The sequence below is a fragment of the Gordonia sp. L191 genome, from assembly GCF_030077625.1.
Taxonomy (GTDB): domain Bacteria; phylum Actinomycetota; class Actinomycetes; order Mycobacteriales; family Mycobacteriaceae; genus Gordonia; species Gordonia polyisoprenivorans_A.
The window spans coordinates 4231967-4244833 of sequence record NZ_CP125996.1 but is presented as its reverse complement, the minus strand read 5'-3'; the positions used below and the strand labels follow the sequence as shown (position 1 = coordinate 4244833).

Annotated in this window: 11 protein-coding genes and 1 pseudogene; 7 read left to right on the top strand and 5 right to left on the bottom strand. The window is 67.5% G+C overall.

Going from position 1 to position 12867, the window contains the following annotated elements; genetic code table 11:
* Positions 1-751: 751 nt before the first annotated feature.
* Positions 752-2386 (top strand): serine hydrolase, encoded by a 1635-nt coding sequence (locus tag QNM97_RS19195; RefSeq protein ID WP_283819869.1) that lies wholly within the window; start codon positions 752-754, stop codon positions 2384-2386.
* On the opposite strand, the gene QNM97_RS19190 is transcribed toward QNM97_RS19195, so the two are convergent.
* Together QNM97_RS19190 and QNM97_RS19185 are read right to left on the bottom strand one after the other, a co-directional pair.
* Complete coding sequence (locus QNM97_RS19190) at positions 2376-3614, bottom strand: NADH:flavin oxidoreductase (RefSeq protein WP_283819868.1); 1239 nt, start codon at positions 3612-3614, stop codon at positions 2376-2378. The two genes, QNM97_RS19195 and QNM97_RS19190, sit on opposite strands and share 11 nt — an antisense overlap.
* The gene (locus tag QNM97_RS19185) at positions 3611-4195 is read right to left on the bottom strand and encodes a TetR/AcrR family transcriptional regulator (protein WP_283819867.1); all 585 of its coding nucleotides are present in this window, start codon (positions 4193-4195) and stop codon (positions 3611-3613) included. Before QNM97_RS19185 ends, QNM97_RS19190 begins: the two co-directional genes overlap by 4 nt.
* Positions 4196-4325: 130 nt before the next feature.
* On the opposite strand from QNM97_RS19185, the gene lpdA reads away from it, so the two are divergent.
* Positions 4326-5711, top strand: a complete 1386-nt coding sequence (gene lpdA, locus QNM97_RS19180; RefSeq protein ID WP_283819866.1) for a dihydrolipoyl dehydrogenase — start codon at positions 4326-4328, stop codon at positions 5709-5711.
* 114 nt (positions 5712-5825) lie between these two features.
* Here the strand turns inward: lpdA and QNM97_RS19175 are convergent, their stop codons facing one another.
* The gene (locus QNM97_RS19175) at positions 5826-6587 is read right to left on the bottom strand and encodes a hypothetical protein (RefSeq protein WP_283819865.1); all 762 of its coding nucleotides are present in this window, start codon (positions 6585-6587) and stop codon (positions 5826-5828) included.
* A 162-nt stretch (positions 6588-6749) separates the two neighbouring features.
* Here QNM97_RS19175 and QNM97_RS19170 point away from each other — a divergent pair, with 162 nt between their 5' ends.
* The 5 genes and pseudogenes from QNM97_RS19170 to QNM97_RS19150 all read left to right on the top strand — a co-directional run bounded on the left by QNM97_RS19170 (position 6750) and on the right by QNM97_RS19150 (position 11704).
* Positions 6750-7631, top strand: coding sequence for a DNA-3-methyladenine glycosylase family protein (locus tag QNM97_RS19170; RefSeq protein ID WP_283819864.1), 882 nt, complete (start codon positions 6750-6752; stop codon positions 7629-7631).
* Between the two features lie 157 nt (positions 7632-7788).
* Positions 7789-8658: an ABC transporter permease gene (locus QNM97_RS19165; protein ID WP_283819863.1), complete on the top strand. Its 870-nt coding sequence runs from the start codon at positions 7789-7791 to the stop codon at positions 8656-8658.
* 13 nt (positions 8659-8671) lie between these two features.
* Positions 8672-9424 (top strand): ABC transporter ATP-binding protein, encoded by a 753-nt coding sequence (locus QNM97_RS19160; RefSeq protein ID WP_283819862.1) that lies wholly within the window; start codon positions 8672-8674, stop codon positions 9422-9424.
* Positions 9425-9525: 101 nt separating this feature from the next.
* Entirely contained in the window at positions 9526-10566 is a 1041-nt protein-coding gene (locus QNM97_RS19155) for an ABC transporter substrate-binding protein (RefSeq protein WP_283819861.1), read from the top strand.
* Positions 10563-11704: pseudogene (locus QNM97_RS19150) on the top strand (LLM class flavin-dependent oxidoreductase). The gene QNM97_RS19155 and the pseudogene QNM97_RS19150 overlap by 4 nt, the downstream one beginning before the upstream one ends.
* Here QNM97_RS19150 and QNM97_RS19145 read toward each other — a convergent pair.
* Both QNM97_RS19145 and QNM97_RS19140 read right to left on the bottom strand, forming a co-directional pair.
* The gene (locus QNM97_RS19145; RefSeq protein ID WP_283819860.1) at positions 11655-12302 is read right to left on the bottom strand and encodes a class I SAM-dependent methyltransferase; all 648 of its coding nucleotides are present in this window, start codon (positions 12300-12302) and stop codon (positions 11655-11657) included. The pseudogene QNM97_RS19150 and the gene QNM97_RS19145 overlap by 50 nt on opposite strands.
* Positions 12303-12314: 12 nt before the next feature.
* Positions 12315-12851 carry a carboxymuconolactone decarboxylase family protein gene (locus QNM97_RS19140; RefSeq protein WP_283819859.1) on the bottom strand — a complete coding sequence of 179 codons (537 nt, stop codon included), beginning with the start codon at positions 12849-12851 and terminating at the stop codon, positions 12315-12317.
* Positions 12852-12867: the final 16 nt, after the last annotated feature.

Here is a 12867-nt window from a genome sequence, read left to right as displayed (position 1 = left end):
CAACGTGTTTCGGTGCTGATTTTCTGTCGGTGGGGTGTGGTAGGGAGTCCGGGTTTCGTTTGTGTTGCTGTCGATGTGGTTGGGGGGGCTTGTTGTCTCGCCGGGTCTCGAGGCTCGCCGCACGCGGCTCGCACCTCGACCATCGAGGGGGAACAGATCTCGACCATCGAGGGGGGAGGGTGCTCGATCAACGGGGAGGGTGGGTTGTTCAACCGTCGGGGGCAAGGGTTCTCGGCCATGGGGGCTCGCTGTTCGGGGGAGGGCGCTCGACCATCGAGGGGGAGGGGTGCTCGGCCATCGGGGGAAGGCATCTTGACCGTCGGATAAAGGGTGCTCGGCGATCGGGACGAAGGGGCGCATGACGACGGTGTCGGAATCGTCGATCTCAAGGATTCACGTCGTGTGCGGTGGTCTCGCCGCGCACCGTGTACTCGGCGTGCGTATGGATCCCCGGCGTGCACATGGTGCCGGTTCGACTGCTCCCGCAGTCGGCGCGCCGGCGGCAGCGGGTGGCCGTGGTTGAACTCGCAGCGCTTCAGCAAGAGCGGGCCGGCGGCTTCGGGCCCCAGCGGATCGGTGCGGTGAAGGCGTGGGCGAATGCGACCCGGCGCCCTCCGGTGTGGGACAGGTGGATCGGGGTGGGGTGGTGGGACGAATTGTTGTACCGATTCGCGAGCTACCCGGCTATCACGGTGTTAAGGTGCTTTGTTCATTGTGGGAGCAGCCCGCAATATCGACGGAGGAGGCGCTCATGCGCACTCTGGTACCCGGTTGGGCGAGACTCCCGCACAGCACCGGATCGCTGGCGCGGACGACTCTCGCGCTCCTTGCCGCGGGCACGTTGCTGGTCGCCTGCGACTCCGGGTCGACCTCGCCGGACGCGTCGTCGTCCTCCTCGGCTACGCAAGAGGACCCCAACGCGCAGGCTGCGGTCCCACTGCCCGCCAATGCGGTGGAGACCGCGGTCGGTCGGCTCGACGGGCTCGTCGCGACGCTGATGAACTCCACCAAGATCCCAGGAATGGCGGTCGCCGTGGTGGAGGGCAACAACGTGCGCTACGCGAAGGGATTCGGGGTGACCGGCGAGCCCAACGGGGCGAAGGTCGACGCGGACACGGTATTCCAGCTCGCCTCGGTGTCGAAGTCGGTCGGCTCGACGGTGATCGCCCGCTTGATCACCGACAAGGTCATCGGCTGGGACACCCCGGTTGCCGCCAACTATCCCGGGTTCGCGCTCGCCGATCCCTACGTCAGCACCAATGTCACCATCGCCGACATGTACGCCCACCGATCGGGACTTCCCGAGCACGCGGGCGACAAGATCGAAGACCTCGGCTACAACCAGCAGGAGATCATCAACCGCTTGCGGCACATACCGCTCGCGCCGTTTCGCTCCACGTACGACTACACCAATTTCGGTCTCACCGCCGCTGCCGTCTCGGCTGCCAACAAAGCCGGCACCGACTGGGCCACGTTGTCGCAGAACATGATCTACGCGCCACTGGGAATGTCGCGCACCAGCTCGCGCTACGCAGACTTCTCCACTCGTCCCAATCATGCCCTTGGCCACGTCAAGGTCGACGGCAAGTGGGTGGTCTCCCCGTATCCGCGTGAACCCGACGCGCAAACGCCCGCCGGTGGGGTGTCGTCGTCGGTCAACGATCTGACCCACTGGTTGTCGATGCTCCTCGGATCGGGCACCACATCTCAAGGACGCCAGATCATTTCCGGTGATGCCCTGACCCCCGCGATCTCCCCGCAGATCGTTTCGTCGCCCCCGGCCGAGCCCACCGACCGGGCCGGTTTCTACGGGTACGGTTTCAACGCCTCGATCACCGAGGGCGGCCGGACCCAGTACAGCCACTCGGGTGCGTTTGCCAGCGGCGCCGCCACCAACTTCCTCGTGCTGCCCTCGGCGAACGTGGGGATCGTGGTCCTGACCAATGCCGCACCCGTCGGTGCCGCGGAGACCTTGACCGGAGAGTTCGCCGACCTCGTGCAGTTCGGCGAGGTCAAACACGACTGGGCCGGACTCTACGGCCAGGCATTCGCCGCGATGAGCAAGCCCTCGGGTTCCCTCGTGGGCCAGTCGGCACCCGCCGATCCCGCGGCGGCGCAACCATTGTCCAGTTACGTCGGCACCTATCAGAATCCCGTGTACGGGCCCGCCGAGGTTCGCGAGCAGGGTGGCGGGCTCGTGCTGGCGATGGGGCCGGGTGGCAAGGTTGTTCGCGAGCTGCGCCACTGGGATGGCAACACCTACACCTTCACCCTGGCCAACGAGAACGCCGAACCGGGGTCGATTTCGAAGGTCACGTTCAACGGTCCGACGATGACGATCGAGTACTACGACGACGGGACGAGCGACGGCGTGTTCACGAGGTGATCGACGGGTCGGTACGTACCGGGCACTCGGTGCGTGTGTAGATCGTCGGCATGCACAGGTTGCAGTGGATGCATTGCGACGACGTCGACGGGTCGGCGCTGATCCGTTGTGGCAGATCGGGTTCGCGGAGTAGGGCGCGGCCCATGGCGAGGAAGTCGAAGCCCTCGGCGAGCGCCGAATCCATGGTGGCACGGTCGGTGATGCCACCGAGCAGGATGATCGGCAGATCGACCGCCTCCCGTAGTCGGCGTGCCAGCGGCAGCAGGTAGCCGGGGTGGTACTCGTAGTGCTTCAGGAAGAACGGGCCTGCGGCCTTCAGGCCCCAGCGCATCGGTCCGGTGAACGCGTCGGCGAATGCGGCTCGCGGCGCCTGCCCGTGGAACAGGTACATCGGGTTGAGAAGTGAACTGCCCGCAGTGGGTTCGATCGCGTCGAGGTATCCGTCCGCTTCGAGTAGCCGCGCCACCGCACACGCCTCGTCGACGTTGAAACCGCGCCACCGGCGCGCGGGTGCGCCGACGGCACCGACGCCGTCATACATGTTGAGCTTGGCCCAGATCGCGACCTCGCTGCCGACCTCTTCGCGCACCGACTCGAGCACCTCGCGGGCCAGTCGTGCGCGGTTGATCAACGAGCCGCCGTACTCGTCGCGACGGCGGTTGAGTAGCGGAGACAGGAAGCTACTGAGGAGATAGTTGTGGCCGCAATGGATTTCGAGTGCATCGAAGCCGGAATCGACCGCGATGCGCGCCGCGCGGGCGAACGTGGTGCGCAGCGCGGCGATTTCCTCGACGGTGGGTGAGTGCGTCATCGACATCCCCATCGGCGCCGGGATCGGTGACGCGGCCAGCGCCCGAGCCCGATTGGACACCGAGTTGGCGACCGGACCGGCGTGACCCAATTGTGCTGCCGCACGGGAACCTTCGGCATGGATGGCCTCGGTCAGCCGGACCAGACCGGGCGCGGCCTCCGGGCGAAGCCAGATCTGATGACGGTCGGTGCGGCCCTCCGGGGAGATCGCGCAGTAGGCCACCGTGCTGATCGCGACCCCACCCGCGGCGACCTCCCGATGAAACTCGATGAGATCGTCGGTGACGAGGGCGTCGGGGGTGCGGCCCTCGAAGGTCGCGCACTTGATGAGGCGATTGCGCAACTGCAGTGGACCGAGGCGGGCGGGCGCGAACGGGTCCGGCGCTGATGGGTCCGACGCAGTGGTGTTGGTGGTCATGACAACTCCTTGGAGACAACCGGTGCGCCGAGCCCGGCGACCACGAACCCGCGCAGCGCCGCGATGGCCTCGTCGGAGAGGGTTCCGGTCCCACCGAAGCGGTGGAGGATCAGCGTGAACGCGAGCGCCCACCGGCGTCGTGCGGCGCGCGTGTCGAGGCCGGGCACCAGCGGCGAGAGCAGATCCACCCAGTCGTCCAGACGGAACCAGCGGCGCGTCCACGCCGCGTCGGGATGGGCATCGACGAAGCGTGCCAGTAGCTGCAGATGGAGATGGCCGACGGGATCGGCCCGAAGTCGGACGAGCGGGTCGACGACGAGGTCGATGAGGTCGGTAATGGTGCGATCCGCGAGGTTGCTGCCGCCGAGGGCGTCGGCCCACAGCGGCGCCAACCGGTCCTCCAGCAGGGCCGCGACCAGGTCGTCCTTGGATCCGAAGTGATAGTGCACGGCCGCCGGATTGACCCCGGCCTCGGTGCAGATGGCCCGCACCGACACCGCGTCGGGGCCGTCGGTCAGGAACAGTCGCTCGGCGGCGATCAGCAGGTGTTCGCGCGTCACCCGAGAGCGTGTCGGTGCCATACCGCTCGATCAAAGCAGATCCCCATCACCGATTCAATCAGTGATGGAAAATGGCTGCGTTCGAGGTGGTTACCGGTCAGTACCGGGGACGCTCTGCGCTGGTACCCGACGTCGTCGTAGGGTGGTGGCCGTGGCTGAACACTTCCAAACAGTTGTCCTGGGTGCTGGTCCAGGTGGGTACGTGGCCGCGATCCGGTCCGCCCAGCTGGGCATGAAAACCGCCGTCATCGAAGAGAAGTACTGGGGCGGTGTGTGCCTGAACGTCGGATGTATCCCGTCGAAGGCACTTCTCCGGAACGCCGAGCTGGCGCACATCTTCAATCATGAGGCGAAGACCTTCGGCATGTCCGGTGAGGTCTCCTTCGATTTCGGTCCGGCATTCGACCGCAGTCGCAAGGTCAGTGAGGGCATCGTCAAGGGTGTCCACTTCCTGATGAAGAAGAACAAGATCACCGAGATCGACGGATACGGTGTGTTCCAGGACGCGAAGACCCTCAAGGTGGGGGATCGCGAGATCACCTGGGACAACCTCATCATCGACACCGGCTCGACCGTCAAGTTGCTGCCGGGCGTCGAGCTGAGCGACAACGTCGTCACCTACGAGACCCAGATCCTCACCCGCGAGCTACCCGAGTCCATCGTGATCGTCGGCGCAGGCGCGATCGGCATGGAATTCGGGTATGTGCTGGCCAATTACGGGGTCGACGTCACGATCGTGGAATTCCTCGATCGGGTCCTGCCCAACGAGGACATCGACGTCTCCAAGGCCATCGCCAAGGAATACAAGAAGCTCGGCGTCAAGGTGCTGACCTCCACCAAGGTGCAGACCGTCACCGACAACGGTGACAGCGTGACCGTCACCTACAAGGACGCCAAGGACAATGACGGCGAACTGACCGTCGACAAGGTCCTGATGTCGGTCGGCTTCGCCCCTCGCGTCGACGGCTACGGCCTCGAGAAGACCGGCGTCGAACTCACCGAACGCGGCGCCATCGCGATCGACGACCACATGCGCACCAACGTCGACGGCATCTACGCCATCGGCGACGTGACCGCCAAGCTGCAGCTCGCACACGTGGCCGAGGCGCAGGGTGTGGTCGCCGCCGAGACGATGGCCGGCGCGGAGACGATGACGCTGGGCGATTACCGCTTCATGCCGCGCGCGACGTTCTGTCAGCCGCAGGTCGCCTCGTTCGGTCTGACCGAGGCGCAGGCCAAGGACGAAGGCTACGACGTGACCGTGTCGACCTTCCCGTTCTCCGCCAACGGCAAGGCGCAGGGACTCGGCGAGACCGCCGGCTTCGTCAAACTCGTCACCAACTCCGAGACCGAGGAACTCCTCGGCGGACATCTGGTGGGCGACAACGTCTCCGAGATGCTTCCCGAGCTGACGCTGGCCCACAAGTGGGACCTCACCGCGCGTGAACTCGCACGCAACGTCCACACCCACCCGACGATGAGCGAAGCGCTGCAGGAAACGTTCCACGGCGCGATCGGGCACATGATCAACCTCTGAGTCACGCGACGAACGCGGCCCGTCCCGGCCGACGCCCGTGGTGTACCACCGGCGCTGACCGAGACGGGCCGCGTGTGTGTCGCGAGCCGTCGATGCCGGAGCGCCCGGCCCCGCTCAGCCCTGCGTGGCGACCTTGTTCACCGCCGCGGTGAAGAACTGCCGGAAGGCGGCGTCGTCGGGAGCGGCGCCCGGTGTGATCGCGGTGTAGAGGGCCGAGACGCTGTACCCCTTCACCGACGCGAAACCGGTGTAGGTGGTCACGGTCACGGCCTGGCCGGCCGTGGAGACCTTCTGATCCTGACGCAGCACCAGGACATCGCTCGGCTCCGCCTGGGTGGTCGGCGCCGGCACCACCGTGTTGGTCGCGGTCGCGGTGGTTCCTGCGGCCGCGCCGGTGTTGATCGTGATCGAGTAGTTCTTGCAGGGCCCCGTCGCCCTCGCCCGTGCCGCGGCGACGTCGCTCGGTTGCGCGGCGAGGCCCTCGCTGAGAATGCCGCCGCTCGTGGAGGTCGCGACCGCGACACCGAGCTTCGAGGCGTCCACGTCCGGCAGCTTCTGCAGATCGGCGCACGCGGCCGGGACGATCGTCGCGTTGCGGGTGGTGCCCTGGAACTGCGACACCGCCTTCTGGAACTGATCCTCCGGCAGCGGGGTGAGGGTGAATCCGGCCGGGAGATCGGCCGCGGTGACCACCAGGGCCTTGACCTTCGCGGGATCGCCGCTGCTCGTCGACGCACCGCTCGACGACGCTGTCGACGGACCAGCCGACGACGCGTCAGCGGCCTGCGGGGTCCCCGACGTCGTGCAGCCGGCGATCAGCAGGACCATGGTGGTGGCCGTCGCGGCCGCCACGCCACCGCGGATCGTATTGCGCATGAAATGCCCCCTGTGTCGATGCTTCCGGGCACACCGGAGCCACCGATGAGGATAACGGCGGGCGAGGCGTCCGCTCGACGGATGGTCGTTCGGTTGAACGTCTCGTCCGCGGTGGTTCGTCCCCGCCGGGATTGTCGGCGTCAATGGATACAGTCGAGGACGATGAACGCCGAGCGCACCAGGGTGTGGATGCCGCCGGGACCGGTGGATCTGCGATACACGCTGGGACTGCACCGGCGCGGCGGTGGCGACCCGGCATTCCGCTACGGCCGAGACGGGTCGGTGTGGCGCACGAGCCACACCCCGGACGGACCGGCGACCCTGACCGTGCGCGTCGACGGTGAGCGCATCGTCGGCCGCGCGTGGGGCGACGGCGCCGACTGGCTGCTCGAATCGATGCCCGCGATGCTCGGCGGCGACGACGCCCCCGAGTCCATGCCCATCCACGACGAGGTGGTCGCCGGACTCGTCGCCCGCTCACCCGGGTTACGCATCGGGGCCACCGGGCGGGTGTGGGAAGCGCTCGTGCCGGCCATTCTGGAACAGAAGGTGGTCGGCGCCGAGGCCTGGCGGGCGTGGCGATACCTGGTGCGCCGCCACGGTTCCCGGGCGCCCGGGCCGGTGCCCGACGACATGCGTGTCCCGCCGCCGCAAGAGCAGTGGCCCTCGATCCCGGTGTGGGACTGGCATCGCAGCGGCGCCGAACCGGTGCGGATGCGCACGATCCGAGGCGCCACCTCACTCGATGTGGACCGGCATGCCGACCGGCTCGACATCCTGCGCGGTGTCGGCCCGTGGACCGTCGCCGAGACCCGGGCGCGAGCGGTCGGCGACGCCGACGCGGTCCCCGTCGGCGACTACCACATCCCCTCGGCGGTCGGGCAGACGCTCATCGGGGAGCCGGTGGATGACGCGCGGATGCTCGAACTCCTCGAACCCTATGCCGGACACCGCTATCGGATCATCCGGATGGTCGAGATGCACGGCTCACGTCCCGAGCGACGGGGCAACCGGATGAGCGTGCGCGACTATCGCACGTTCTGACCGCAGAACAAGCACCCGGCGCCGACCCATCGCGCGATGCACCCATCACACAGTGCGAACATCGGTGTCGAGTCCGGAACCGGCCGAAGCCACTTCGCGTCATGCTGAGTGCAATCGTTCTGCCGGCGCCGGAACTGCCGCATCATTGCCCACCATCATGGCAATTTCTCTTACCTCCGGTTCCAACTCCTCGGGTTCCACGCCTGCGGGGGCAACGCCGCCCGGGCGGCCACCGGGCACCAGGTCGGCGGCGCAGATCCGCGCGGCACGACACTCACGGGTGCTGACGTGGATACGGGTCCTCTCACCCATCGGCGTGCTCGCACTGTGGCAGCTCGGCAGCGCTCTGGGGTTCCTTCCGCAGGACAAGCTGCCCGCACCCTCGCTCATCGCCGAGGCCGGCTGGGAGAAGCTGCAGAGTGGTGAACTCACCGACGCCATCGTCGCCTCCACCGAACGTGTGGCGATCGGCCTGGGGCTCGGCGTGCTCATCGGCATCGGGCTCGGCGTGATCGTCGGACTGAGCCGGATCTCCGATGCGATCATCGACCCCAACATGCAGGCGATCCGGGCGCTTCCGCTGTTCGGTCTCATCCCGCTGTTCATCCTGTGGTTCGGGATCGAGGAGACACCGAAGATCCTGCTGGTGGCTCTCGGCGCGATCTTCCCGCTGTATCTCAACACCTCGGCGGCGATCCGACAGATCGATCCCAAGCTCCGCGAGAACGCCAAGGTCCTCGGATTCGGCCGCCTGCAGACGATTCGGGAGTTGGTCATCCCCAGTGCCATGCCGCAGATCCTCGTCGGACTCCGGCAGTCGCTGGCGATCGCCTGGCTCAGTCTGATCGTCGCCGAACAGATCGCGGCGACCTCCGGGCTGGGATACCTGATCAACAACGCGCGCGACTTCCTGCGCACCGACGTCGTGTTCTTCGGCCTGATCATCTATGCGGCACTGGGATTGATCACCGACGCCATCGTGCGGGCGCTGGAGCGATACACCACGCGCTACCAACGGACCAACTGAGGAAGGCTGCCCCATGACCGCCATCATCGATGCCGCGAGCGCCACGCGGACAACCCAATCGACCGAGATCGCCGGGCAGGTGTCGGCGGCGACCTTCGCCTACGGCGACGCGGAACCGGTGCTGCGCAACGTGTCCCTGACCGTGCGCACCGGCGAGATCGTCGCCATCATCGGCCGCAGCGGCAGCGGCAAATCGACCCTGCTGCGGCTGCTCGCCGGTCTGTCGCAACCCTCGACGGGTGACGTCACCACGTCGGGGGCACCCGCGGTGGCATTTCAGGAGCCACGGCTGTTCCCCTGGCGCACGGTGCGCCGCAACGTCGAATTCGGGGTCGTCCGTTCCCGACTCAAGGGTGCGGCCGCCGCCGCACGGGTCAGCGACACCCTCGCCGAGGTCGGGCTGGCCGACAAGGCCGACGCGTGGCCGGCGCAACTGTCCGGCGGTCAGGCCCAACGGGTTTCGCTGGCGCGCGCCCTGGTCGCCGACCCGCAACTCCTACTGCTCGACGAGCCCTTCGGCGCCCTCGACGCATTGACCCGGGCGGCCATGCACCGGTTGCTCATCAATCTGTGGCAGGTCCACGGATTCAGCGTTCTCGTCGTGACCCATGACGTCGACGAGGCACTGCGCCTCGCGGACCGGGTGGTGGTGCTCGCCGACGGGCACATCGCCGCCGACGTCACCGTCGACGCGCCGCGGGATCCCGACGGCGCAGCGCAGACCGCACATCTGCGGACCCGACTGCTCGACGCCCTCGGCGAATAGGGCGCTCACCGCACGTTCACGCTCAACAGTTTTCTTGGCCCGACGTCTGTCGGGTCGGCATCATCGAAAGGCTCGTGGAAGAAATGTCTCGTGGTTCACGCATGTCCGCCGGAGGGTTCCGCGGGCGTGCGACCGTACTCGTCGTCCTGGCCGGGATTCTCGCGCTGGCGCTCAGCGGCTGTGTCAGCAAAGAGGATTCGACCGGCGCCGTCGCCGACGCCAGCGTCGACCCCGCACAGTTGGCCGGCCTGACGTTGCGCGTCGGCGATCAGAAGGGCGGCACCGAATCGCTCATGCGCGCTGCGGGAGAACTCGATTCGCTGCCGTTCAAGGTCGAGTTCTCGACGTTCACCTCGGGTCCGCCGGAGATCGAGGCCGCCACCGCGGGCAAGATCGACTTCGCCGTCACCGGTAACACTCCTCCGATCTTCGGTGCGGCGTCGAACGCGAAGATCAAGATCGTCTCCGCCTACACCAACAACGCCGGTGGTGACGTCATCCTCGTGCCCGCCGGCTCCACCCTGACCTCCGTCGAACAACTCAAGGGCAAGAAAGTCGCTGTGGCCAAGGGGAGTTCGGCCCACGGCAATCTCCTCGAGCAGTTGGGCAAGGCGAACCTGAAGCTCGGCACCGACGTCACCCCGGTCTTCCTGCAGCCCGCCGACGCGCTGTCGGCCTTCTCCAGCGGCGCGGTCGACGCGTGGGCGATCTGGGACCCGTATACCGCGATCGTGCAACAGGATTCGGGTGCGAAGATCCTCGCGTCGGGGACCGGGGTGGTCAACGGCTACGGCTTCGGCATCGCGTCCAACGAGGCACTTGCCGACGCGAAGCGCAACACCGCACTGCGGATCTTCGTCGAACACCTGGCCAAGGCGAGCAAGTGGGCGTCGGCCAATGTCGAGACCTGGTCGCAGCAGTACGCGAAGGCGATCGGTATCGACCCGCAGGCCGCCCTGGCGGCACAGCAGCGCAGCGTCCGGCCGGCCATCGAGATCGACGACACCGTGGTCGCCTCGGAGCAGAAACTGGCCGACGCCTTCGCCGCCGCCGGGCAGCTCGACCACAAGCCCGTCATCGCCGACTTCGTCGACAAGCGCTTCAACTCCGCGGTGGCGCCCTACGCGGTGAGTACGCAATGACCGCAGAAGCCCAGCGCGACGCTCACTTTCACTGGTTCCTGCCGACCTCCGGCGACGGACGTGAGGTCATCGGCGGACTGCAGTCGGCGGGCATCCTGGGCACCGCGTCGGCGATCCGGCCACCCGATCTCGACTACCTCGCGCTGGTGGCGAAGACCGCCGAACGGTTGGGTTTCGAGTCGGTGCTGACCCCGACCGGAACCTGGTGCCACGATGCGTGGCTGACCACCGCCGCACTCATCCGGGAGACGAGCCGCCTGAAGTTCCTCGTCGCCTTCCGGCCCGGGCTGATCACCCCGACGCTTGCCGCCCAGCAGGCCGCGACCTTCGCCGAGTTCTCCGGCGGCCGTCTCGCCCTCAACATCGTCACCGGCGGTGACGCGCAGGAGCAGGCGCGGTTCGGTGACCGGCTCACCAAAGAGCAGCGCTACGCCCGCACCGGGGAGTTCCTGCAGATCGTCCGGCACGCCTGGACGGGAACGCCGTTCGATTTCCCCGGTGAGCATTACGACGTCACCGGCGCGGTGGTGGGCCATCCGCCGAACCCGGTGCCACAGGTGTTCTTCGGTGGTGCCAGCGAGTATGCGCGCGAGGTGGCCGCGGCCACCGTCGACACCTATCTCACGTGGACCGAACCGCCGGAGAAGGTGGCCGCACTCGTCGAGGACGTGCGTGCCCGCGCCGCCCGGCACGGTCGGGAACTGACCTTTGGAATCCGGGCGCACGTGATCACCCGCGACACTCGCGAGGAGGCGTGGGCCGAGGCCCGCAAGTTGGTGTCGCGGATGGACCCGGCATTGATCGAGCTTGCCCGCCAACGGCTCTCGCAGTCGGAGTCCGAGGGGCAACGCCGGCAGCTCGCCCTCAACGCCGACCTGGACAACCTCGAGGTGTACCGGGGCTGTGGGCGGGTTACGGCCTGGTTCGTCCGGGAGCCGGAACCGCCTTCGTCGGCAGCCACGCCGAGGTGGCCGACCTCATCGCCCAGTACCGGGCGATCGGCATCGACCACTTCATCCTGTCCGGGCAACCGCACATCGAGGAGGCGTTCTGGTTCGCCGAAGGCGTTGCGCCGCTGGTGCGTTCGGTCAGTTCCCACCGGGAGCCCGCGCCAGCACATACTGCCCCTCGCCGATGACGGTCTGCTCGATGTGCTCGGCGCCGCCACGGCGCAGTGCGCCGGTGATCTCGTCGCGCCCGAAGACGCGGTAGCCGCCGATGGCCGCCACCGTCTTCACGCCGGGCACCGTCGAGACCGGTCCGGCCACCGAGGTGAACACCACCAGCAGCGCACCGGGGCGCGCCACCCTCAGCATCTCGTCGAGCACGGGGAGCGGGTCGGGGACCAGGTAGAGCGCGGCCAGGCAGATCACCTCGTCGAAGGTGTTGTCGGCGAACGGGATCGCGTGCGCGTCGACACGGAGGTAGCTCGCGCGGACGATGCTGTTGGTGGCGACCGCGGTGTGCAGCATCGACGGTGAATAGTCGATGCCGACCACGCGTCCGTCGCCGGTGAGGCCCGCAGCGATGTCACGGGTGTAATTGCCTGGTCCACAGGCGATGTCGAGGACCATGCGATCCCCGGGCCGGCACAGGTAGGCGCGCAATGCGGCGTCGTAGTCGGCGGTCTCGGGACTGCCGAGACTGAAGCCGCGGGTGAACACCGGCCGCCACGCGTGCTCGTAGACGCGGGAGAACAGCGGGTTGCGCATCATCCGCGCGGCAAATGACGGCATTGTCGGGCGCCCTCAGGCGCGGACGTCGAGTTGCACCCGCAAGGTGTGCAGGGTGGTGGCCAGCATGTCGTATTGGCCGACGAGCAGAAGCAAGCCGATGGTGCGGCGCTCATCGAGATGGCGGCGCAACGCCTCCCACGCGACGTCGTCGACGTCGCGGGTGGTCACCAGTTGGTCCACGACGCGCAGGATGGCGCGTTCGCGATCCCCCCACCCGGCGTCGGGACCCTCGAGGATGCGCGCGAGTTCGTCGTCGGTGATACCCGCGCGCTTGCCGATCCGACGATGATGGTCGAGCTCGTACGCCGAACCGCGCAGATGTGCGACACGGATGATCACCATCTCGGAGTCCTTGCGGGACAACGTCCCGAACGGCATCAGCCGCGCCCCGAAATACATCCACGCCCGGAACAATCCGCGGGTGCGGCCCAGCGTGGAGAAGATGTGGGTGTCGTGGACACCGGTGACGCGCGCGGCGAGGCGGGTGAAGGCCCAGTTGGCGGGGCCGAGGTCGCGGAATCCACCGGGAGCGATCCGAGGGGTGCTCATGGCATCACGGTAGACT